The organism is Thermococcus kodakarensis KOD1 (assembly GCF_000009965.1).
Taxonomy (GTDB): domain Archaea; phylum Methanobacteriota_B; class Thermococci; order Thermococcales; family Thermococcaceae; genus Thermococcus; species Thermococcus kodakarensis.
Map to the genome: position 1 here is coordinate 1,929,878 of NC_006624.1, position 21,221 is coordinate 1,951,098.

The window sequence follows — 21,221 nt, forward strand, 5'->3', positions numbered from 1 at the left end:
CCCTTAGCTTATTGCCTTTTCGCCGGAGGGCTTTTATATTCCGCCGCTTAAGAAGAACCATGAACGCTTACAGGGGATTGGCCATAATCTTCGGCTTCTATGCTCTTGGAGAGTTCACTAGCTCTGCCTTTAACCTACCTATCCCGGGGAGCGTCCTCGGCATGCTGTTTCTACTTGCGGCTTTAACTGCCGGTATTGTCCGGCTGGAATGGGTCGAGAACGAGGCCGAACTCTTCGTAAAGAACATGAGCGTTATGTTCATTCCTCCGGGGGTCGGGATAATACTCTACATCAGCCTCCTTAAGAGCCAGCTTATCCCGGTCGTGGGTGCCATCGTGGTCAGCTTTCTGGTCACATTGATCACGACGGCAAAGGTCGTTGAGCTTTTGAGGAGGGAAGGAAGGTGAACCCTTACGGCATGGCCATAACCCTCGTAGTCTTCTACGTTTTTTCGGAGCTCCACGCGAGAAGGAAGGCCTTTTACACAAATCCTGTTCTCCTCTCAATAGCCACGATAGCGGCATTTCTCTGGTTCGGCGGCTTTTCCTACGATTCCTACATGGAGAGCGCCGGGATACTTAAGTTCCTCCTCGGGCCGGCTGTGGTAAGCCTTGCCGTCCCCGTTTACAGGGGGCTTGATACAATCAAAGCGTACTGGAAGGAGATAGCAGCGGGAATAACGGTCGGTGGAACCGTTGCCATACTAAGTGCCTTCTACACGGCAGAGGTTCTCGGTGGGAGCAGTAATGTGCTCCTAAGCATAGCCCCCAAGAGTGTCACAACTGCAATAGCCATAGGAATCAGCGAAAAAATTGGTGGAATTCCCTCCCTTACGGCAGTCCTCGTTATTCTGACTGGAATACTCGGGAATGCGGTTGGACCGGAACTCCTGAACGTATTTCGAGTCAGGGACAGAGTGGCAAGGGGGCTGGCAATGGGGGTCACATCTCACGGCCTGGGAACGGCTAGGATTCTGCTGGAGGATGAGATTGCTGGGGGAGTTAGCGGGCTTGCGATGGCATTAAATGGTGTCTTTACCGCCCTCGTGCTTCCCTATCTCATCAAAATCCTCTAAGATGCACTCGCTAACGCGAAGCCTATCCTCCCTGTCCAGGAAGAGCGTGAAGTCCCTCTTGGCCAGCCTGTCATCTATTGGCGCATGTTCCACCAGAAACGCTATTATCTCTGCCGTGCTGTAGGGGACCTTCACTCCAAGCTCGTCGGCCTTCTTAAAGAGCTTCTCGGGAACCTGGAAGATGTCCTCACCCTTTTTGACCTCAACGCTTATCTTCGAGTTTATCTGCTCCCACAGGAGAAGAGTGTTCCTGGCTTTTTCAATCTTTTCAAGGGCCCTTCTTTCTAGAATGCTCACATTGGCCCTGCTCGTCCCGAGAATTTCGGCTATCTCGCTCTGTTTCAGCCCTTTGGCCCTAAGCTGGAGAACCCTAATCTGCTGCTCGGTTAAGAAGCTCTTCATGGTAAGCACCATTAGTTAACAGAACGCTGGAAGTTAAAAGGTTTTTGAGAAGATGGTGCGGTGGCCGGGATTTGAACCCGGGTTACCGGCTTGGGAGGCCGGTGTCCTAGACCAGGCTAGACTACCACCGCAGTCCAAGCCCGTAGTATAGAGGGATCGTGACTTTAAAAGCTTTACTCCACGTTTAAGTCCCTACCCGTCCGTGAGGCAGGATTTTGTCTCGTTTCCATCAACAAAGTTTTCAAATCGCCCGAACGGTAGAGTTTTTAAGAGCCCCGCTGAAAGCCCATCGGTGGTGTCAATGCCTTACCTGATAATCGAGCACCTTGAGGATATTAGTGATTGGCTGTGGCTCGAGTACTCTCACGTCGCCCAGTGGTGGGGGGATAAGCTCATCTTTACCAACGTCCGCGAGGATGAGAGGGAGAGGCTGGCGAAGCTTGGGAGCGTCATCACAGAGAGCGTCACGAAGTTCCCCTTCGACCGTTCAAAACTCATCGTTCTTGACCTCCAGGCTGAGGAGGAGCTGAAGCCCGAAGACATAGAGGAGGACACCATGATAGTGGTCGGCGGAATCCTCGGAGATGCAGTTCCACGCGGAAGGACGAGGGAGTTCATAACCTCAAAGATGGAAGGCGTTAAAGTCAGGCACATCGGAAAACCTCAGTATTCAATAGACGGCGCCTCGATAGTTGCTAAGCTCATAGCGGACGGAAAACGGCTGGAGGAAATCGAGTACGAGGAGCACCCCACGATAAAGCTCGACGAGTTCAGTGAAATAACGCTCCACTACGCGGTGCCGAAGCTGGACGGAAAGCTCCTCCTGACGCCGGGCCTCATAGACCTCCAGAAGAGGGAGCTTGGATACACTGAAGCCGACGATGAGATAAGCGACGAGGAGCTGATCGAGTTCTTTGAGGGAAAGAGGGAGCTTTGATTACTTTCCCCACTCCTCGGCCAGCGATTCTATCTCTCTCCACACCCCCTTCCTATCGGCTTTATCAACGACCAAAAAGACCTCCTGAACGCTTCCATCGCTCTTGGCGACGAGCTTTAAACCCGTCTGAGTCTCCCTAGTGACCTTTATCTCGAAACCTCTGGAGTCGCTCGCGTATATCCTACCCGGGATTACCTTTTTCACTCCAGGGATTCTGGCTATCTCTTCCAGCGGCTTCTCTAGGCCCTTGAGAAAGTGGTGCTCCCTCTTCACTCCGCGCTTGAAGTGCTTGGGCATGTTGGAAAACACGCAAGTGGGATTTTTAGATATTGCGCAACGCTTAAGTCATGTGCACTCTAAAAATATGCGGGGGAGATTATGGAAGAAGTCTGGATACTGAAGGAGTTTGAGAAGGTTGCCCAGCTTATGCCTAAGAGGGCCGTATCCCTGATAAAACAAGACAGGGAGCTCTTCATGGAGATCGTGATTTCTGCATACATTGATGGACTCATAAGCCTTGGAAAAGCTGCAGAAGTCCTTGGAGTTACCAGGGAGGAAGTTATTGAAGAGTTCAAGCGCAGGGGGATCCCCATAAGAACGCCGGACAGAGACGACGTTGCTTCCGAGGTGGAGGCGATAGAGTGTTTGTAGTGGACACCACAGTTATTTCGAACTTTGCCAAAACAGGACATCTCGACCTTCTGGAGGTTATCTTAGGCGATAAAGGCACCACAACGGTTCAAGTGATGGAAGAATTTGAGGTTGGAATAAAGCGAGGGAAGTACCCAAACCTCGAAATTCCACTAAACGTCATCGAGCTTACCGAGGAGGAAAGAGAGCTCTACACCTTGCTCAATCAAAGTCTCGGAAAAGGAGAGGCATCCTGCATAGCCGTTGCAAAGTTTAGGGGTGGAATTATGCTCAGCGATGACTACGACGCAAGGAAGAAAGCTAGACTGCTAGGTGTTAAGGTTTCTGGCACCATTGGAGTCCTCGTACTTGGCGTTAGAAAAGGAGTCCTTGAGCTGGAGGACGCAAACGGCCTCCTGAATGAAATGATCAAGAAGGGCTTTTATTCTCCAATAAAGAGACTTGAAGAAGTCATACCCTCTTCCTCACCTTAACGGCCACTCCCTTCTTCGCCCTGACCATCTCCTCGCCGCTGAGGACTGCCTTCCCTACGCCGACTACCTTTTCATCCCTGACTATGCCGACTATGTCATCGGGCCTTATCCTCGGGTCAGCTTCTTCAACGCCGACAGCGAAGACGTCTCCTCTCAGCTCGAAGTCTATCTTCACCCAGTATGACTTGAGTGCATCGTATATCCTCTGCATTCCGTAGGGAGTTACGCTTATCACGCCGTCGGTGAAAGTTCCGGTCTGCTGGCCCTCAACGAAGATGCGTAGCATCTTTGAGCCCTTAACCTGTCCGTTCTCAGGAAGAATGGCCTCTCCAGCACCGACGCCGAAGTAGAAGTCGAAGACCTTCCTGATGTTCTCGAAGTAGCGATAAGTCCTGTCCTCCTTTGTCCCCTCAATCTGGAACTCCCTCAGGGTCTCGGTGAGTGAGCGGAGGCTTTCGTGACTCGTCGTCCCGTTTTTGACGTCCGTGAAGATTATCTCCCTTCCGGAGAGCTCGGAAGCGAGCTTCGCTATCTCAACGTAGGCCTCATCGAGGTGAGCTACTATCGGGATGTCCTCCGGGTACTTCTCGAGCGTCTTGGCCAGGAGTTCAGCGGCGGGCTTTATCTCCTCCTCGCTCCAGTGGCCGGTGACTACTATGTCATACTTGGCCAGCCACTCCCACTCCCTCGGGACGACGCCGAAGGGTGAAGTCAGTATCAGCTCGTGAACCTTGGAGGTTCCCGAACCGAGTGCCTCTTTCACGGCCCTTCTGTAAAGGGTGTGGCTCCTTGAGAAGGAGTAGGGTTTTTTCGCGGAGCAAGGGAAGAGCAGGAGGAGTTCAACGTTCTTGGGCGGTGTGAAGCGCTCAAGCACGCGCTCGTGCCACCTTTTGACCTCGGGCCTTCTGATGGATGCATCGCTGATGAAATATACCGTCTCCTTCTGGATTGGAGTGTATTTCTCAAGATAATCTGGGTGCTCAAGGTCCGCTATTCTCAGAATTCCAGCGTTGTACTGGGTCGGAAAGAAGTTTTCTACTAGATACCTCAGCTTGCCCTCTTCAAGGGCCTTCCTCACGAGCAGTATGACTTCGCGGGCGAAGTCGAGGGAGTTGGGCTCGTTGCTCCAAAGGAATGGAGAGAACTGGGTGAATCCCTTACCCTCGAAGTCGTAGAGCTTGAGAGAGCGGGTATCGAAGGCATCAATGCCAAGATAAACCGCCAGCGGGTAGAAGAACGGCTCAAGGTCGGCTATAATCATGACGTTCGGGAACCTCTCGCGGAGTTCCCTTAAAATCCTCACGAAGTAGCGGTACTCCTTGATTAGAATTTTCGAGTTGCCGAGGTAGACGGCATCGAAATTGTGTCTATCTATAATCTTGAAGAACTCCTCAAGGTACTCCGTTCTTCTCAGGGCAGGAAGGTAGAAGGCGTTGAAGCCATCGTAGTTTACACTCCACAGCCTCCCGATGGCCTTCTGGATTACCTCATCGGGAGTGTAGAACCCGAGAGGTATCGAGGGAGCGAGGTTGAAGTCGTACTCGCCCGGCTCTTTGGGATGGAAGAAGGAGTTGAAGGGAGACAGGGTAAAGTCTATCCCGACTAACGCGGGAGTTCTGAAGGAATAATCCCCTAGCCTGACTACCCCAAGCCTTCCGGGTCCTTCGTGTTTGATGACTTCCATAGCGATTCCTCAGACGAGGTTGTACCTCTGCAGGAGCAGGAGCTCGTCGAGGGTGAGCTTCTCGCCGCGCTTGAACTTCTCGAGGGCTTCAACTGCCTTCTCGAAGTTGGCGTCCTTCTTGGCGCGCATCTTGGCGACAAGACGGTAGGCGATGAGCTCCTTGTGCTTCTCGTCGTACTCCCTGATCTTCCTCTCGATCTCCCTGAGCTGCTTCCTGGCTTCCCTGACCTTCTCGCGGAGCTCGACGACCTTCTGGTGGTACTCGTCGGCCTCTTTCTTGACCTCGTCAGCCTTGTTGAAGGCCTGAATCATCTGCTCGTGGAACTGCTGGCTCTGGTTGGCGAGCTTCTGTATCTCAAGGCTGATGGCTTTCCTGGCCTTCTTGAGCTGGTCTACCTTTTTCCTCGTCTCAACGAGCTTCTTGTGGAACCTCTCAGCCTGCTGGATGATCTCAAGCTCGGTCGCGAGAACCTGTATTTGGTCAACGATCTGCTTCTCCCTCTCTGGAGTTATGTTCGGGTTGGTCTGGAGCTCCCACTCAAGCTTCTCGATCCTCTCCTGTATCCTCTCGGGGGACATCTTGAGCCTCCTGAGCTGGTTGTACTCGTTTCTCTTGGTCTTGTACTCGAGTATTTCCTGGTAGAGGAGGTCAAGCTTGGCGTTGATCTCCTCGCGGTTCTTCTTAAGCTCCTGTATCTTCTGGTTTATTTCATCCCTCTTCGCCTTGTACTCGCGCCCCTTCTGGCGGAGCTGCTGTACTTCCTTGTTCTTTTCATCCCTCTTTTGAATCCAGACCTGGAGCTCCTTTTCGAGCTCATCCAGTTTGGCCCTGATCTCGTTTCTCTCCTTTTCCAGGGCCTCAATCTCCCTCTTGATCCTCTTAATTTCCTCTGGGTCTACTTTAACCGTTGTCATCTCTCTTACCCCTCTCCCTTTTTAGAACAGCTCTGTTCACTTCGGACATCTGGACTGGAAATTGAGAGAGTAAATAAAAACTTTTTGGATGATTCGGCGGTATTGTCTTGAGCACGATAGATTCGTTTCCCTTTTGTTTGATGTAGCCAACTCTGTAACAGCGAATTCTACAAAAGTCTTCAAAAACATTCAAAATTGAGACAGAATAATGGTAAAACAAAAAACTTTGCTCCAAATTCACTCCCGTACAACCTGCGTCCCCGTCTTCCCCTCAAGCGCCTCGACGGCCCTGTCAAGGGAAGCTATTACTGCCCTCTCGCCTCCCCACTCAACGAACCTTATCGCGGCAAGAACCTTCGGCCCCATGCTTCCCTTCTTGAAGTGGCCCTCTTTGTAATAGCGCTTCAGCTCGTCCACGGTTACCTTCCCGAGCCACTTCTCATCGGGCTTTCCGTAGTTTATTGCCGCGCCGTTCACGTCCGTGAGTATCATGAAGATATCCGCTTTAACCTCTTCAGCCAGCTTTTCACCGGCTAAATCTTTGTCTATAACCGCCTCAACGCCCTTAAGCTCTCCATTCTCCTCAATCACTGGGACGCCACCGCCGCCGCTCGCTATGACGATGAAGCCCTTCTCGACGAGGTCAACTATGACCGGAGCCTCTACGTGCCCCTTCGGGTCGGGACTCGGAACTACCCTCCTCCAGCCCCTCCCGGCGTCTTCTATAACCGTCCAGCCCTTTTCCTTTGCTAGCTTCTTGGCAGTCTCCTCGTCGTAGAACGGGCCGACCGGCTTGCTCGGGTTCTGGAAGGCTGGGTCGTTCTTGTCAACGATGGTCTGGGTTACTATCGTTGCGACGGGCTTCTCGACCCCTCTCTTCCTAAGCTCGTTTATGAGCGCCTGGCCGATCATGTAGCCTATCTGCCCCTGGGTCATCGCTCCAGCGACGTCCATAGGCTGGGCTGGGATGCCGTAGACCTGCTGGCCAGCGTCCATGTGGAGAAGGAGCGCACCAACCTGTGGACCGTTTCCGTGGGTGATAACGACTTCATAATCGCCGTCAAGGATTATGTCAGCGATCTGCTTGGCAGTCCTCCTCACGTTCTCCATCTGCTCCTCGTAAGTCCCCTTCTGGCCTCGCTGGAGTATGGCGTTCCCGCCCAAGGCTATGACAACTCTCTTCATGCTCTCACCTCCAGGGATGACTAATTACGCTCACTGGCATAAAAACGTTCGTTAGGCTTCACTCATGTTCACTTGAATAAGGTTCGGGAAAGATGCCAACCACTCTACAAATGTAAAGAAAAGTGCCGCTCAGAGGTACCATTCGGAAAAGCTTCCAAGTCCGAGCCTTTCAAGGGTCTTCATGACACCGAGGGCTATACCCTCGACCTCTATCCCGCCGGGTAGCTTGTAGGCATCGCCGACGATGTAGATATCCTGAATCGGGAAGTCCTCAACGGCCTGCCCGCTGGCGACCCTGTTGACAGGATTTCCGTCGAGGTAGGTCTGGATGAGCAGGATCTCGCCCTCTTCATCGAGGTTAGGGAAGATTCTGTAAATGTCGTCTATGCCCTTCTTCTGCTCCTCCTTAACGTTCCTGCTCTGAAGGGCATGGTGGAGCATTATGAGGGTGTATCCCTCTGGAGCGAGCTCCGGGCTTAGAGCTGTTGGCTCATTATAGCCGTTTATTCTCTCAGTATCGAGAGTGAAAACGACGGTGTTCCCGATCCTTGATTCTCCTTTCAGGGCGACGTTGTACTTTATCCCCTCGCTCGGCTTCAGAGACTCAACGTGCCTGAGGTATTCCCTATCGAAATTCTCCCTTCCGAGGAGCTCAACGGTCTCCTTGATGCCGATGTTCGAGATAAGGACATCGTAAGGAAACTCCTCGTTGTCGGCCGTCACCACCTTCTTTGCCTCGGCATCGACTTCAACGGCCTTCTTCCCCGTCAATATTTTTCCGCCGTTTTCCACCACAATTCTCGCAAGCTCGTCGGTTAAGGCCTTACAGCCGCCTCTGACGAGTCCAGGGCCGCCCCACTTTAGGGCCGCTTTAATCTCCCTGGCCAGCTCTCCAGCAGGTACATCCAGCACGCTGTCGGCCCAGCCGAGGAAGCTCTTGATGAAGAGGTCGGTGAACTCGTTGTCGCCTATCTTTTCCTTAATCCACCCGCGCCCGCTCATCTCGGCCTCTTCTCCGGTCGGGAGCTTGTTTCTCTTTATGTCCGCCATCAGTTTCATCGCCCTGGCTTTCTCCTTCCAGCCGAGGTACTTCCAGCCCTCGCGGTAGTGGAAGGTCTTGCCCTCGTAGAAGATCATGCCCTTTGGGTTGGAGTTCACTATGGTGACGTTCGCACCGAGGAGTTTTAGGAGGTGTGCCAGTGGGCCGTCTTCGCCGTGAGGGAGCATGTGAAAGGCTCCCGTTGAGAGGCCGAAGCCCTTGTAATTCAGATTTGTGAAGCGGCCGCCGATATAAGGAGCTTTTTCAAGAACCGTGACATCGTAGCCTTTCCTGGCTAGAAATCCAGCTGTCAAAAGCCCGCCGATTCCAGAGCCAATAACCACTGCCCTCATTCTACCACCTGAAATGCCAAGGGTGAGGAAAAATATAAGGGTTTGGCCGTTGTATGGATGTACAACTCCTTTACTCATGCTTCTTTTGATCCGTTCTAAGAAGAAAACTTAAGTTTTAATAATTTTATACCTCAAAAAGAGAATAAAATATGGTTAGCAAAAACAAATAGAAAAATTTATAAATATAAGTTGTTCAAAATATATTGCAAAAACTTAAGGAGGTGATAACGTGGAGGAATTGATTGTGCTAGAGAGGGGAGCATTCGGCTTCAACGAGCCAAACTTTTTCATCTGCGGGAGCTTCTGTAACCCTGTGAAGGATAACCCGAACTGATGGGGTTTTATCTTTTTATTTTTAAATTTTGAACTACTAAACTACTGAAAATGGGGGTGGAGAAATATGAAAAATGTTAAACTCTCGAGATATACTCTCGCTGTTCCATATCAGGGACGTATAATACTATTTAATACCCTTTCACGCTCATTAGTTGCTATTTCAGAAGATGCTTGGAACAGGCTTAAAAATAGTATCAGCAATGCCAACGCTGATATTGACAATGGAACTCTTAATGATAGCCTAATTAAAGAACTAACCACTTTGGGATTTTTGATACCTTCCCAATTAGATGAAAAGGAGCTAATGAGGACTCATGTGAATGTTCTAAAATATACTCCAACACACATGGGAATGTTTGTGAACTTAACTTCAAGATGTAATCTCTCCTGTCCTTATTGTTACCAAGACTTAAGAAAAGCTTTAGACAGTAATCAGGATTTAACAACTGATAGCTGGAATAGAATAATGAGACTAATAAACAAGAGGATAAACATTCTGAGAAATGTCAATGTTGTGTTCTTCGGAGGAGAACCAATGTTGAATTATAATACTCTAAAAGTGGCAGTAAGAGATTTAGATTCTTTAAAAGAAATCGGCATTAAAACCTCTATGTCCATAATAACTAATGGGACGTTATTTTCCAAACAAAGAGCCCAGGAGCTGGCACCCTACATTAGCTCGGTTCAAATTACTTTGGATGGAATGAAAGAGACGCATGATAAAATGAGGCCATACTCTGATGGAAGTGGAACCTTTGATATCATTCTAAAAAATATTATCGATAATATTGACCAATATCGGAAAAGAATTATATTAAGATCAAATATAAATGATGATAATATCGCCAGTGTCAAGTCCTTATTACACTATTTGAAAGAAGAATACGGGCTTCACAAGTTACTAAAAGGAGTTGGTTTTGAATACATATTCCCAACTCAAACGTCGATACATGTAGGTGAGAGCTATAAATTAACCCAACATATTTCAAAACTACTAATTGAGATTTATTCCTACGCTGTGGATTTGGGGTATTCCATAGGAAACCCCCTAATACTTGGCCCATGTATGGCAAACCATGCCTTTAGTTTTGCAGTGGATGAACAACTAAATGTTTATAAATGCCCAGGCTTTCTATATTCAAATCCGGATGGATACATTGACGAAGAAGGCAATCTTGTCATCACAAGTTCTAGATGGTATTCTTTAATAAACTTCGAGCCACCATGTGCTCTCAATTGTAAATTTGGCCCAGTATGCTACGGAGGATGCAGATGGATGGCCAGTTCATCAAAGTCCAAAATTTCCTGTAATATAGAGCACCTACAGAATTACAGCGAATTTTTAGCACTTTATGTTAAGTCAAGATATAAAAAACTTCTGGAGGGCGAAGGATGAACGTGATAGAAATTGACAACCTCACCAAGGTGTATCCCGACGGCACAAAGGCCAACGATGGAATCTCAATCCGCGTCAGGAAGAATGAAATTGTTGGGATCATCGGTCCCAACGGTGCTGGAAAAACCACGCTCATACGACAGCTTCTGGGGCTTTTGAAGCCAACGGAAGGCTCAATCAGGGTGATGGGAAGGGACATCGTGAATAACCCAGATATTGTAAAAAGAACCCTTGCCTACGTGCCTCAGTATCCCCTCAGCTTTCCCTCTTTGAGGGTTGAGGAGGTTCTGGAGTACGTCCTCAGGATGCGGGGCGAAAGCATTTCACCAGCCGAGATGGGGAAGAGAATATCGGGTGTTCTAGAGCTCCTCGGTCTCAGTGGGGCGGCAAAGTTCTTCGGGTATCAGCTCTCGGGGGGTATGAAAAAGTCCCTGCTGCTGGCGATGGCCATCATTCAGGAGCTTCCGGTCCTCGTGCTGGACGAGCCCACGAGCATGGTGGACATCGTTACAAAGCACCGGCTGTGGGATGTAATAAGGAATTCAAACCGGGAAGGAATTCTCCTCGCCAGCCACGACATGAACGAAGTAAAGGCGCTCTGCGACAGGGTGTACCTCCTCGTTTATGGAAAGATAGTGACCTCCGGCACTCCCGCGGACATAGTCTCGATGGTTAAGATGCCCACCGAGGTTCGTTTAATCCCCGGGAGGGAGATACCCCAGAGCATCCTCCCCAAGGAGCACAAAAAACGCGGAGACCTCTACGAGCTGGCCTTCGACACGCTTGAGGATGCATTGCGGACTGTGGATGCAATCCTCAAAAGTGCGGGGGTGTCCTACCTCGAGATTGAGTCCCCCTCATTTGAGAACCTCGTGATAAACCTCATCGGGAGGGATGGCGAATGATTCGTCCTCTAATTGGGATGGAGCTTAAGGGAATGCGGCTCTACAGGACGTTCCTCTTTGTCAACCTCCTGCTCATGCCCTTCGCCTTGCTCTTTATGATGCTCATGAACTCCAGCTCGAGAACTCCGGAGGACATCTCTTACCTGGTGAGCGGCTTTATCGTTGTTTCTCTGGTTAGTTCTTTCCTCGGAACGCTAACGAACAGGGTCAGCAATGTCTTCGAACCCAGTGTTCTTGAGCTTTACTCAACACTACCCCCAAGAATATCAGCGGTAGTCCTCGCCCAGTTCCTCACTTACTCCCTGCTGGTCCTCCCCCAGGTGCTCCTGGGTCTCGCGGTTATCGTTTACTATCAGGGAACTAGCAGAATAAACATCCCCCTTCTGATTCTGGCACTTTCATTAACTTTCCTTGAGCTGGGGGCGCTTGCGGTTTCCATAGGTGCGAAGATTGGAAACCCCTACAAGGCGATGGCCGTCACGGGAATACTGCCCTGGCTCCTCGTGGTGTTCTCCCCTGCCTACTACCGCTCCAGCTCCCCTGTGCTCTACCTGAACCCCATTACTTTCCTGTTATCATGTATCCGCTCGACCATTGGACTGCAGAGCGTGAGCCCTACCCCCTGCCTGTTTCGATGGCTCTAACAGGAGTTTTCCTGCTCTTTGCACTCAGAAGTCTGCGTTCCGGCTATATGCTTGAGAAACCATTTTAATTTCTCTTTTCATTAATGGGGAGAAAGGAAATAAAACGGCGGTTAAAGCCTCCACTCGACCCCAAGCATCTCGCTGTACGTATCGAGCACCTTCTCAAGGTACTCCCTGGCCGTTCCGACCTTGTCGATCTTGAACTTCTCGGCCCACTTTTCGTTGCCGAACTCTTCACTTCCCCTGGCAACGAGGTCGATGACGCGCATGCTGTCCCAGAACACTGGAGTATAGCCAGCCTCCCTCGCGAACTCTATAAGGCGCTTTATCTGTTTCTTAGCATGCTCCTCCATGTCAACGTTCTCACCGTAGGCCTCCATGAAGAGAGCCTTAAGTACTGGCTTCATCCAGCCGCGGTGGAAGCGGCACCAGCCGACGTTGTCGTACCAGAACTCCCATAGGGCGCTGGCGATAATCTTCTGGGCAAGCTCCTCGGGCTCTAGGAAGACTCCGAACTGGTAGAACGTCCAGTACCTCCCCTGAATCGGGAGCGGGATGTAGTTTCCGATGGCCCAGTACATCGTCGGCGTCATCTCGCCGTCCTCGCCGAGGGGGGTAAACACAGCGTAGTCCTTGAAGCTCTCGCCATACTTTAGCCTGTCCTTGAACTTCTCGTCGAGGATTACGCTTGCTTTTCTCTTCCCGAGGCCGAGTATCTTGGCTATCTCGTTCTCGGCGAAGGCGACGCGGTGGGCCAGTTCAGCGACGAGCTTGGCGTTCTTCTCGCTGGCCTCGACGGGCCTCTCAAGGAGGGCCTCTTTCGTGAAGTCTGGGACATCGCTGAGGCCGACTTCCTCAGGCTTGAGTATTCCGCGGTGGACGAGCTCGAGAACCCACGCAGCTGTTCCGCCGAACTCTATGGCGTCGAAGCCCATCGCATCAACGGCCGGAACGCTTATGTCACTGGCGCGGAGGGTTATAACGCCGCTGAGCGGGCCGTTGGCCTCCCTCGGCTCGTACTCGATGTGGTGACCGTTGGCGTACTTCTTGCACACGACCGGGCACGGCTCACCGCAGTTCGTCCAGTTCTTGGTCTCTATCGCCTCCTTGTTGAAGGGCTCCCAGTAGTACTTCATTATTGCCTCGTGGATCTTGATCCTCTCTTCTTTCGGGATGTAGGGCATCTGCCAGTTGAGAATCGGGACGAAGTCGCCCTCCGCCGGGTAGTTCCCACCGAAAGTTCCTCCTGTCTTGAGCTTGGGGTTGTACTTGTACTTGACGGTCTTCTCAGCTATGACGTCGTTGTAGGGCTTCTTGTGGACGCCTTCAACGATCTCTTTGGCGGTTCTGAATGACGAGATATCCTCGCCCGGGAATTCCCTCTTCCTCGGCTTTCCACCGAAGATTATACCGACTACGTTGTGGGCCCTGAGGAGGACGCTTCCAGAGCCACCCCTTGCCGCCCAGTCCTCGCTTCCCTCAACGCGCTTGCCCTTCCTTAGGGTCTGGGAGAAGATGGCACCGTAGTTGGAGTTGAGGGCTGCAGGACCCACGACGGCGATGCGGTACTCGAAGTCGAACCTCTCGCCGAAGGTGTCTATGAGGTACTGGGTGAGCGCGTAGACGCCCTCCTCGCCCTTATAGTCCTTCCAGATCTCGATCAGCTTTTCGAGCTCTATCTCGTGGAGCTCGACGTTGATGTTCGAGCCGTCGTTGTAGAGGATGACAACAACCGGCTTCTCAGCCTTCCCTTCAAATGTGACGAAGTCAACGCCGACGTTCTTGAAGGCGTAGGCGGCACCGCCCATCGCCGACGGGAAGAGCGTCCCGTAGAGCGGCGAGCGGAAGAAGAACATAAGCCTGTGGGCACCGGGCAGTATTGAACCCGAGAACGGCCCCATCCCCATTACGACAACGTTCTTCGGATCATACGGTTCAATTGAGTGAGTTCCAAGCCTCTCATGGAGTTCGAGGCCGTAGTCTATGATGCCGTAAACTCCCTCTTTTTCGAACTCCTCGCTCTCAACTTTCCTCTCGTCAAGCTTCAGGTGAAGCACCGTGAACTTCATGCTCCCACCACCTTTGTATCACTCCGAGTGTTGAAATCAACTTGAAGAATATTTAAGGTTTCCGCTCCAGCTTAGACTATAGGGTGTTGAAATATAAAAACCTTGGTGGATAAAACGGTACAGGGGTAAAATGAACAGAAAAGGGCTGGAAATCACTCGATAGGCTCGAACCTGTCGGTGAGCCTCTTGAGAACTCCCGGAAGGGTAGTGTACTCCATCTCCTCTAGCGGGAGCCTGTGCGGTTCGAAGGGTCCGTGCCTGCGCATGTATTCGGTTATCTCAAGGGCCTTCTGGCGGGCATAGTCGAAGGCAGGGTCGTCAAAGAGGTCAACTGGGCCGACTAGCTTTCCTTCTGGGCTTATCTGCCAGCCGAGAGCGACAACCCTCGGCGGGCCGTCGAACCTGGTCGGGTTGGCCTGGTGCATCGGGACCGGCATTAGTGGGCCGTTGTGGGAACCCCTCATCCAGCCGCTGACGAGGTGCGGGAAGGCGAAGGGCTCGAGGACCTCACCGAGGGCGGGTAGACCGCTCTGGGCTCTGACGATGGCAACTGGGTCGTCCTTTCCGACGTACTCTCCGGCTACTTCGTATAGCTTCTCGGTGCTGACAACAGCGACCGGCTCGTTCTCAGGGATTGGGTGCCCAGGCTTCGGATAGACCCTCTTGATGACGTAGCGGCTCTTTGCACCTATGAGGGCCAGAAGGTCGTAGAGCTCTTCTGGAGTGTTAAGAATGACCCTCTTGTGCTCGAGGATGTCCCAGACCTCAAAGCGGAAGCCCATGTGCATCTTCGGGTCGATGATGAGGCCCGCGGTGTTGAACGGGTCTGCGAACATCCTGAATATCGGGAGGTTGAAGGCTCCGGGCTCTGTCTTGTCCATGTGGAATGTAACTACAGGCTCGCTCTTCCTGAGGGTTATTTCCATCTCGGCAACTCCTGGTCCCATTCCGCGGACGTTGCCGCTGAAGGCATCCTTGAGGAGGTCCTGGCCAGCTCCGTAGAGACCGAGTTCCTTTGCGACCTTGGTGGCCTCTTCGAAGGCCTTCCATGCAAGGCCATGTATGTCTGGACTGTCAACGCCCCTCTTGTGGGTCATGATGAGCTGTAAATCATCGCCGCAGGTTGCAACGTAAAAGTCTATTATAGTGCCATCTTCGACTGCTTTTGAAAGAACATCCTCGGCTGTCTCAACGAGCTGCGGGTGAACCCTTGAGTGTCCAGGCCAGCCGCCTATATCCGCTTTGATAACGCTGATGGTGATCTTATCTCCAACGGCCATGGCAACCACCGGTATTTTTAACCTCTTTTATGCTTATAAAACGTTAATATCACTGTCGATGATACTCAGAAAACTCTAAATTCGAAGGTGATAGAAGCGGAATGTTGTACATCAAAATGTCTATAAAAGGAGAAATTCACTCGCAGAGGTCGCTCCAGCCGAACTTTTCCTTTGCGATCTTTATCAGCTGTTTGAGCTCATCCTTCTTGATGTTGACGCTTGAGCTGGCCCCGACTAGGGCAATTATGCCGTGAACTTCTTCCTGAATCTGGATAACGTCGTCGTGAACTTTAACGACTCTCAGCTCCCTCTTTGCGGTTTCGTCCTCCCCAATCTTGAACTTGTCGTGGCCGATAACTACTGGCTCCTCCATGGGTACCACCTCACTATATTTTTGTAATCCAAAGTTAATAAAACTGTCGGGACAAAATTTATAAACCCCAAGCGGATAAGCTACTCCCGGACGGGGGCGTGGTGTAGCCTGGTCCATCATCGCGGGCTCCAGAGGTATGAGGACTTGCGGGTTTACTGATTGGGGATGAGCCTTTGGAGCTCTGACCCGGAGAAACCCGCGGACCGGGGTTCAAATCCCCGCGCCCCCACCACATCAGCCCTTTCTTGCGAAAGCGCTGGCGGAAGAGTAGTATGCGTTTTTAATGAGCTGGCTTTTGAGCGGGTTTGCTTATCTAGTTGCTAGATTTACAGGATTTCCTCGCAGTATAGCGCTCAAAGAGCGCTAAAAAGAAAGTTCGAAATCACATTAACGGGAGATTTTAGAGTTAAACCCGCGCGAACTTGCTTTCTGAGCGAGCATACGCTCATCAACGGGCAAGTTCAGGAAGAAAGGGCACTTTTTGGTCAAGCTTTTTCTAAAAGCTTGCTGGCGAAAAGTTTCATCAAAGGTGGAATGTCCTTTTAAGCGTCCTGTTTTTAGTGATTCTTCTCATCAATTAGCAGTTTTCAAGGGGTTTGCTCACAGTATAACGCCCTTCGGGCGTTAAAAAGAAAGGAAAACCACACTTCTCTGCCCGTCTATCAAGAGAATCTAACCGCATCAGGCCAACATCAAGAAGACATTCAAACTTTTGGTGAAGCTTTTCCTAAAAGCTTCCATCGCGAAGTTTGATCAGGGTTTGTGGTTCCTTCTGAAATTGCCTTTCTACGAGGATTTTCAAGATACACAAGTTAGCATTAGTGAATTCCCCTAAGTTTCAGCTTATCAAGAAGGAGTTTCTCTCTTTGACGCCCTACGGGCGTCGATTAAAAGTAAACTCACTCCGAAAGCTCTCACTAAAATTGAATTCACACTTAAACAAGAGCCCTTAATGAAAAATCCCTTTCAAAACCGTTTACAAACAAGAACCACAAACTTTGATGAAACTTTGCCTTGCAAAGTTTCTTTGGTCAAGCTTTTCCTAAAAGCTCCCTGAAAAGTACTTAAGCCTTAACTCAAATTCTTCTTGGTGATCGTATGGATGAGTTTGAACTATTAAAACGTCTCGTCTCAATAAAGTCCCCCTTTGGAGAGGAGCACGAGATTTCGGAGTTCATAGCTTCACTCCTCGAAGAGAACGGCATACCTGTGGAGACAGTTCCCGTTGAAGGCTTTGGCGATGATGTGGTCGCTTACCTCAAAGGTAAAGGCCCGACAGTTGTTTTAAACGGGCACATGGACACGGTGCACCTATCTCAGGGATGGACAAAGAACCCATGGGGCGAGCTTGATGGGGATAGGTTCTACGGACTCGGGAGTGCCGACATGAAAGGTGGGCTGGCAGCGCTCCTAAGTGCCTTCCTTGAGCTTTCGGAGCTTCCAAAAAATGAGAGGCCCAACGTCATCTTCACCGCTGTCAGTGATGAGGAGGGCTTTTCGAGGGGGAGTTGGGAGCTTATAAAGAGCGGCAGGCTCGACAAAGCCGACCTCGTTCTCGTTGGGGAACCAACGAACGAGAAACTCATGCTCGGTGCCAGGGGCAGGTTCGTGATTGAGGTAGGGGCAAAGGGAAAGAAGGCCCACGCGGCGAGACCTTACCTCGGTATCAATGCCATTGAAGAGCTTGCCAAGCTCGTCTCCAACCTCAACAGGATACGGATGAAGAAACACCCGAAGCTCGGAAAAGGCTCGTACTGCACCCTCTACTTCTCTGGCTCGGCCGATGGATTGAGCGTGCCAGACGAGGCAATTGCGATAATTGACAGGCACGTGGTCGTTGGTGAGGACTGGGAGAAGGTTAGAGGAGAACTCTACAGGCTCGCAGAAAGAGTTGGTGTAAGGGCCGAGCTTGAGATAGAAAAATACAGGCGCCCAACTCCTGAGATGCTCCCCTACGTTGTGAAGGAGAACAACAGGTTCGTCAGGCGGTTTAAGGAAGCGTACAGGGAAGTTGAAAGAAAAAGCGTCGAGATTACCTACGGGGCAAGCGTTGGGGACTTCAACTACTTCGGAACTTACCTGAGCAAACCGACGCTCGTCTTCGGCCCAATAGGCGGTAACTGGCACTCCGCCGACGAGTGGGTCAGTGTCTCTTCCGTCAGGAGGGTCAAGGGAATCTATCTGCGCTTCCTAAGGGCTTTGGCTGGCCTCAGATAAGCCGGTCTCCTCACCGGTCGGGGCAGGGAGTTCTCCTCATCGGCCAAAGCCTTTTAAGTTCTCCCCTTTTAAACTCGACCATGTTCACAATAGTCGCAAGAGCTAGAAAGGACGCGAAGGCTCTCCAGTACATAAACGAGCGTAACTATGGCGGCTTTCTCGAAGTTAAAAGCCTCGGCGGTGGGAGGAGCTTTGAGGAAATAGAGGATGGTCTTAACGAGGTTCTTGGAGAACCCTATATCCCTATATTCCTATTCGGTGAGAAAGAGAAGGCCCTCATGGAGGACATCCTTGAGGTTGTGAAGGAGAGCGAAAAGCCGTTCTACGCAAGGCTTTTGAGAACCAAGAAGGTCCGCAACATGCGCGTTGATGAGCTGTACGCCAACCTTGAGGAGATAAAGGCCCGCTTCAGGCTCGGAATCGAGTGGAAGAACGCTTACTCCCTCAATCCTGAAAATCCATTCGGGGTGGAAGTACACCCCGACTACGACATCTATCTGGCCGTTGGCGACGGTTTTAGAAAGGCCATGAAGTCCCTCCTTGACGTTGATCTCGGCGAGAACTCTCTCGTTCTCAGGAAGCTGATGAACCAGGAGGTTTACTTCTCGGGTCCGAATAAAGTTGCAGAGGTTAGCAAAAAGCTCGGCTTTCCGACCGAGGTTCTCTGGAGGTGTCCCTGCACGGAGGACGTTTCGCTTGAGGACCTGATGGCCGCCAACAGAGACTACATCGAGGCCTTTGCAAACGCGAGCAAAGAGTTTCTGAGGAGATTCAAAGGGTACGATATAGTTGTCCCCTGGAGCGGTGGAAAGGACTCCACGGCGGCCCTTATACTGGCAAAGGAAGCGTTTGGTGAAGTTAATGCTGTCTACGTCAGGATGGAGTACGAGATGCCAGAGACGGAGGAATACATCGAGAAGCTCGCAGGAAAGCTGGGCGTCAACCTCATCAGGGTGGACGTCCCGATGCCCATAGAGAAGTTCGGCATGCCAACCCATAGAAACCGCTGGTGCACCAAGATGAAGGTCGAGGCATTGTACAATGCCGTCAGCGAGTTTGAGAACCCACTTTTAGTCGTCGGTGACCGCGATGGAGAGAGTGCCAGGAGGCGCCTAAAGCCACCTGTAGTCGAGAGAAAAACTGACTTTGGCCAAATCCTTGAGGTTATGCCCATAAAGTTCTGGAGCGGAATGATGGTTCAGCTGTTCATCCTCATGAGGGGCTTTGATCTCCATCCGCTCTACTACGAGGGCTTCTACAGGCTCGGATGTACCGTCTGCCCGAGCCTTGCAGAATGGGAAGTCGAGCTTTTGAAAAGAAAAGGTGTGAAAGACCTCCCGCTCACCCACGCCTCCTCAGGAGCGGGAGAAGTGCGAGGGCGAGAATGAAAGCTGGACCGCAGACCGATTGTATCCCTGAGCTTGTGGTACTTGTTGAGGTTGCGCTCGGCGTGGAAGTGGTTTCCCCGTTTGTGTTTGTATTGGTTGGCAAAGCTGGTATGGCAGTTTCGTTGCTTGGAACGTTTGGTGTGCTCTCGTTCACCTTTATCAGGAACACGCCCGCGCTTTCCCTTGCGTACTGATAGAATATCATAGCGTTGACTAGGTCATCGGTTGTGTTGCCCTTCTCGTAGCTCTCTGCGAACTCGTAGTAGGCTATGGAGAGGAGCGGATGTAGTCCGTTCATCTGCGCTACCCCTATGGCGGTCTTCGCGGCCTCTTTCATCTCTTGTAGCTTCTCCCTCAGAATGGTCTCGTTGTCTATGCCGAGGGTGTCTAGGAACACCTCCCCGCGAACCCTCGCTTCCATGGCGGTGAAGATTGCCGCTGAGTACTTTCCGTCCCCGTAGTACTGCTCCGCCTTTTGAATCGTGTCCATTAGATCAGTTCCTATGACGTTCCCATACATGGACTCAATGTAGGTCACTATGAGGTTCGACTCGTCTATGTAGTTTCTTGCAGTGTCTTTGAGCTCTTCCCTATCTATAACATCACCCGTTGCAAACCTCTCGCCCAGTCCTGCCCAGAAGCGCGCAGTCTGCGCTCTCTCGTAGGCATAGGCGGCTCTGTCAATGGCATTCCAGTAGTCGGCGCTGTAGTAGTACTTCCACCCCTCTTGTAGGCTTGCCTTGGCGTCCTCTACCCTCTCCTCTGCGGCGGCAACCGCCTGGAGCATCGTCATTCCCCTTATTTCCTTGGACGAGACGAGGCTTTCGGTCTGGTTTATGTAAGAGTTCACACTAGTCAGGAGGTTCGCAACGTCCTCCGGGCTCTCAACGCTGATGTACCAGTCGACGTGCCTCAGGACTATTCTCGCCTGAAAGTTCTTGCTGAGGGCCGTGTAATACATTCCAGAGTCCAAGGCTTCTTTAGCGCCGTCGAGTATGACCTTAGCCTGGTCCAGGGCCTCTTTGAGGACTGTATATGCCGTGTAGTCAACGTTGCTCTTTTTGAGCTTCTCCCTGACGCTCTCGTAGTAAGCGGTGGTGTTCTGATAGTCCTTAACGGCATCGTCCTTGAGGAAGGAGGTGTCTATGAAGACGTTGGCTGGTGCCTTCGGCTTCGGGAGCGCGTGGCCGGTGAAGTAATAGACGGCCTCGTATATGTCGCTTACTTCCTTAACCTCGAGGCCCCAGCGCTCCTTTGCGTATTCGACTACATCAACCTTTTCGCTCTTCGTCTGTACAACCTGAACTATTCCACCTATGGTTTTCTGCTGGGTCTCTTGGATGACCTGAATCCTCTGGCCTTTGGGGATGAGGAAAAGCTTTGCCCCGACCGAAGCGGCCGCTGAAGCCTTTTCAAGGATTCCACCGACGGGGCCTATCGTTCCGTCAGGGTTTATCATTCCAGTCATCATCACCTTGGGGTTTACCTCCCACCCCATGAGAGCTGCGATTATACCCACTGTCATTGTTCCTCCTGCCGATGGCCCGCCTATGATCGGAGTGTCCGTTTTGACCTGTATGAAGACGTCGTACTTGCTCATGTCCTTGCCAGTCACCTTTCCAGCTATTTGGGCCGCCAGCCTCGCGCTTGCCTGCATGTCAACCTCTGAGAGAGGCCAGGTCTCGACGTAAACGTGCCCGCTACCAGGAGCGACGGTTATCACGAAGTCCGTTGCGACACCGACGAGCCGTCCATCCGGGGTTTTTGAGACTGCCGGCGCCTTCAGGACAACTGTGGTTCCCTCTGAGGGACACTGCGCCTTCACTGGGGTTAAGAACGACGCTATGAGGAACACTGCCAGCAGGATTGATAACGCTCGTTTCATAATCACCACCAGAA

Annotated in this window: 20 protein-coding genes and 2 tRNA genes; 11 read left to right on the plus strand and 11 right to left on the minus strand. The window is 51.4% G+C overall.

Translation table 11 applies throughout. The features are described 5' to 3' along the window. The first annotated feature begins 59 nt into the window (after positions 1–59). Together TK_RS10795 and TK_RS10800 are read left to right on the plus strand one after the other, a co-directional pair. Positions 60–407, plus strand: coding sequence for a CidA/LrgA family protein (locus TK_RS10795; protein WP_011251099.1), 348 nt, complete (start codon positions 60–62; stop codon positions 405–407). Further along, positions 404–1,075: a CidB/LrgB family autolysis modulator gene (locus TK_RS10800; protein WP_011251100.1), complete on the plus strand. Its 672-nt coding sequence runs from the start codon at positions 404–406 to the stop codon at positions 1,073–1,075. Before TK_RS10795 ends, TK_RS10800 begins: the two co-directional genes overlap by 4 nt. Here the strand turns inward: TK_RS10800 and TK_RS10805 are convergent. Both TK_RS10805 and TK_RS10810 read right to left on the minus strand, forming a co-directional pair. Beyond that, positions 1,022–1,477, minus strand: coding sequence for a Tfx family DNA-binding protein (locus TK_RS10805; protein ID WP_011251101.1), 456 nt, complete (start codon positions 1,475–1,477; stop codon positions 1,022–1,024). The genes TK_RS10800 and TK_RS10805 overlap by 54 nt on opposite strands. A 53-nt stretch (positions 1,478–1,530) precedes the next feature. Then, positions 1,531–1,608, minus strand: a tRNA-Gly gene (locus TK_RS10810). 170 nt (positions 1,609–1,778) lie between these two features. On the opposite strand from TK_RS10810, the gene TK_RS10815 reads away from it, so the two are divergent. Further along, the gene (locus tag TK_RS10815; RefSeq protein ID WP_011251102.1) at positions 1,779–2,414 is read left to right on the plus strand and encodes a hypothetical protein; all 636 of its coding nucleotides are present in this window, start codon (positions 1,779–1,781) and stop codon (positions 2,412–2,414) included. Here TK_RS10815 and TK_RS10820 read toward each other — a convergent pair whose 3' ends face one another. After that, positions 2,415–2,711, minus strand: coding sequence for a DUF2103 domain-containing protein (locus TK_RS10820; RefSeq protein ID WP_011251103.1), 297 nt, complete (start codon positions 2,709–2,711; stop codon positions 2,415–2,417). Positions 2,712–2,792: 81 nt separating this feature from the next. On the opposite strand from TK_RS10820, the gene TK_RS10825 reads away from it, so the two are divergent. Both TK_RS10825 and TK_RS10830 read left to right on the plus strand, forming a co-directional pair. Continuing rightward, positions 2,793–3,065, plus strand: a complete 273-nt coding sequence (locus TK_RS10825; protein ID WP_011251104.1) for a UPF0175 family protein — start codon at positions 2,793–2,795, stop codon at positions 3,063–3,065. After that, positions 3,056–3,538 (plus strand): DUF3368 domain-containing protein, encoded by a 483-nt coding sequence (locus TK_RS10830; RefSeq protein WP_011251105.1) that lies wholly within the window; start codon positions 3,056–3,058, stop codon positions 3,536–3,538. Before TK_RS10825 ends, TK_RS10830 begins: the two co-directional genes overlap by 10 nt. Here TK_RS10830 and arcS read toward each other — a convergent pair. The 4 genes from arcS to TK_RS10850 all read right to left on the minus strand — a co-directional run bounded on the left by arcS (position 3,516) and on the right by TK_RS10850 (position 8,714). Beyond that, entirely contained in the window at positions 3,516–5,222 is a 1,707-nt protein-coding gene (arcS, locus tag TK_RS10835; RefSeq protein ID WP_011251106.1) for an archaeosine synthase subunit alpha, read from the minus strand. The two genes, TK_RS10830 and arcS, sit on opposite strands and share 23 nt — an antisense overlap. Positions 5,223–5,231: 9 nt before the next feature. Next, positions 5,232–6,137 (minus strand): coiled-coil protein, encoded by a 906-nt coding sequence (locus TK_RS10840; RefSeq protein ID WP_011251107.1) that lies wholly within the window; start codon positions 6,135–6,137, stop codon positions 5,232–5,234. A 237-nt stretch (positions 6,138–6,374) separates the two neighbouring features. After that, positions 6,375–7,322: a carbamate kinase gene (gene arcC / locus TK_RS10845; protein WP_011251108.1), complete on the minus strand. Its 948-nt coding sequence runs from the start codon at positions 7,320–7,322 to the stop codon at positions 6,375–6,377. 129 nt (positions 7,323–7,451) lie between these two features. Further along, on the minus strand, positions 7,452–8,714 hold the full coding sequence (locus tag TK_RS10850; RefSeq protein ID WP_011251109.1) for a phytoene desaturase family protein: 1,263 nt from the start codon (positions 8,712–8,714) through the stop codon (positions 7,452–7,454). 400 nt (positions 8,715–9,114) lie between these two features. On the opposite strand from TK_RS10850, the gene TK_RS10855 reads away from it, so the two are divergent. Genes TK_RS10855 through TK_RS10865 form a run of 3 tightly spaced genes read left to right on the plus strand, consistent with a single transcriptional unit; the run spans position 9,115 to position 11,995 of the window. Beyond that, a complete protein-coding gene (locus tag TK_RS10855; RefSeq protein ID WP_011251110.1) occupies positions 9,115–10,446 on the plus strand; it encodes a radical SAM protein in 1,332 nt (443 codons plus the stop codon). Further along, on the plus strand, positions 10,443–11,351 hold the full coding sequence (locus TK_RS10860) for an ABC transporter ATP-binding protein (protein ID WP_011251111.1): 909 nt from the start codon (positions 10,443–10,445) through the stop codon (positions 11,349–11,351). Before TK_RS10855 ends, TK_RS10860 begins: the two co-directional genes overlap by 4 nt. Then, positions 11,348–11,995: a hypothetical protein gene (locus TK_RS10865; protein ID WP_011251112.1), complete on the plus strand. Its 648-nt coding sequence runs from the start codon at positions 11,348–11,350 to the stop codon at positions 11,993–11,995. The genes TK_RS10860 and TK_RS10865 overlap by 4 nt, the downstream gene beginning before the upstream one ends. A gap of 110 nt (positions 11,996–12,105) precedes the next feature. Here TK_RS10865 and gor read toward each other — a convergent pair whose 3' ends face one another. The 3 genes from gor to TK_RS10880 all read right to left on the minus strand — a co-directional run bounded on the left by gor (position 12,106) and on the right by TK_RS10880 (position 15,717). Continuing rightward, a complete protein-coding gene (gor, locus tag TK_RS10870; RefSeq protein ID WP_011251113.1) occupies positions 12,106–14,064 on the minus strand; it encodes a glyceraldehyde-3-phosphate:ferredoxin oxidoreductase in 1,959 nt (652 codons plus the stop codon). Positions 14,065–14,216: 152 nt separating this feature from the next. Beyond that, positions 14,217–15,344, minus strand: a complete 1,128-nt coding sequence (gene fbp, locus TK_RS10875; protein WP_011251114.1) for a fructose-1,6-bisphosphate aldolase/phosphatase — start codon at positions 15,342–15,344, stop codon at positions 14,217–14,219. Positions 15,345–15,480: 136 nt separating this feature from the next. Next, positions 15,481–15,717 (minus strand): hypothetical protein, encoded by a 237-nt coding sequence (locus TK_RS10880; RefSeq protein WP_011251115.1) that lies wholly within the window; start codon positions 15,715–15,717, stop codon positions 15,481–15,483. Positions 15,718–15,809: 92 nt separating this feature from the next. Between TK_RS10880 and TK_RS12055 the strand changes: the two genes are divergently transcribed. From TK_RS12055 to TK_RS10890, 3 genes are all read left to right on the plus strand, one after another. Continuing rightward, positions 15,810–15,949, plus strand: a tRNA-Trp gene (locus TK_RS12055). An 866-nt stretch (positions 15,950–16,815) separates the two neighbouring features. Next, entirely contained in the window at positions 16,816–17,934 is a 1,119-nt protein-coding gene (locus tag TK_RS10885) for a M20 family metallopeptidase (protein ID WP_011251116.1), read from the plus strand. 80 nt (positions 17,935–18,014) lie between these two features. After that, positions 18,015–19,322 carry a phosphoadenosine phosphosulfate reductase family protein gene (locus tag TK_RS10890; protein WP_011251117.1) on the plus strand — a complete coding sequence of 436 codons (1,308 nt, stop codon included), beginning with the start codon at positions 18,015–18,017 and terminating at the stop codon, positions 19,320–19,322. On the opposite strand, the gene TK_RS10895 is transcribed toward TK_RS10890, so the two are convergent. Beyond that, complete coding sequence (locus TK_RS10895; RefSeq protein WP_011251118.1) at positions 19,276–21,207, minus strand: S16 family serine protease; 1,932 nt, start codon at positions 21,205–21,207, stop codon at positions 19,276–19,278. The two genes, TK_RS10890 and TK_RS10895, sit on opposite strands and share 47 nt — an antisense overlap. Between the last annotated feature and the right edge of the window lie 14 nt (positions 21,208–21,221).

What these genes read in the sequence shown, in the direction of transcription:
- TK_RS10795 (WP_011251099.1), top strand. Translation starts at nt 60, where the DNA reads ATGAACGCTTACAGGGGATTGGCCATAATCTTCGGCTTCTATGCTCTT.
- TK_RS10805 (WP_011251101.1), bottom strand. Translation starts at nt 1,477, where the DNA reads ATGAAGAGCTTCTTAACCGAGCAGCAGATTAGGGTTCTCCAGCTTAGG.
- TK_RS10815 (WP_011251102.1), top strand. Translation starts at nt 1,779, where the DNA reads ATGCCTTACCTGATAATCGAGCACCTTGAGGATATTAGTGATTGGCTG.
- TK_RS10820 (WP_011251103.1), bottom strand. Translation starts at nt 2,711, where the DNA reads ATGCCCAAGCACTTCAAGCGCGGAGTGAAGAGGGAGCACCACTTTCTC.
- TK_RS10825 (WP_011251104.1), top strand. Translation starts at nt 2,793, where the DNA reads ATGGAAGAAGTCTGGATACTGAAGGAGTTTGAGAAGGTTGCCCAGCTT.
- arcS (WP_011251106.1), bottom strand. Translation starts at nt 5,222, where the DNA reads ATGGAAGTCATCAAACACGAAGGACCCGGAAGGCTTGGGGTAGTCAGG.
- TK_RS10840 (WP_011251107.1), bottom strand. Translation starts at nt 6,137, where the DNA reads ATGACAACGGTTAAAGTAGACCCAGAGGAAATTAAGAGGATCAAGAGG.
- arcC (WP_011251108.1), bottom strand. Translation starts at nt 7,322, where the DNA reads ATGAAGAGAGTTGTCATAGCCTTGGGCGGGAACGCCATACTCCAGCGA.
- TK_RS10850 (WP_011251109.1), bottom strand. Translation starts at nt 8,714, where the DNA reads ATGAGGGCAGTGGTTATTGGCTCTGGAATCGGCGGGCTTTTGACAGCT.
- TK_RS10855 (WP_011251110.1), top strand. Translation starts at nt 9,115, where the DNA reads ATGAAAAATGTTAAACTCTCGAGATATACTCTCGCTGTTCCATATCAG.
- TK_RS10860 (WP_011251111.1), top strand. Translation starts at nt 10,443, where the DNA reads ATGAACGTGATAGAAATTGACAACCTCACCAAGGTGTATCCCGACGGC.
- TK_RS10865 (WP_011251112.1), top strand. Translation starts at nt 11,348, where the DNA reads ATGATTCGTCCTCTAATTGGGATGGAGCTTAAGGGAATGCGGCTCTAC.
- gor (WP_011251113.1), bottom strand. Translation starts at nt 14,064, where the DNA reads ATGAAGTTCACGGTGCTTCACCTGAAGCTTGACGAGAGGAAAGTTGAG.
- fbp (WP_011251114.1), bottom strand. Translation starts at nt 15,344, where the DNA reads ATGGCCGTTGGAGATAAGATCACCATCAGCGTTATCAAAGCGGATATA.
- TK_RS10880 (WP_011251115.1), bottom strand. Translation starts at nt 15,717, where the DNA reads ATGGAGGAGCCAGTAGTTATCGGCCACGACAAGTTCAAGATTGGGGAG.
- TK_RS10885 (WP_011251116.1), top strand. Translation starts at nt 16,816, where the DNA reads ATGGATGAGTTTGAACTATTAAAACGTCTCGTCTCAATAAAGTCCCCC.
- TK_RS10890 (WP_011251117.1), top strand. Translation starts at nt 18,015, where the DNA reads ATGTTCACAATAGTCGCAAGAGCTAGAAAGGACGCGAAGGCTCTCCAG.
- TK_RS10895 (WP_011251118.1), bottom strand. Translation starts at nt 21,207, where the DNA reads ATGAAACGAGCGTTATCAATCCTGCTGGCAGTGTTCCTCATAGCGTCG.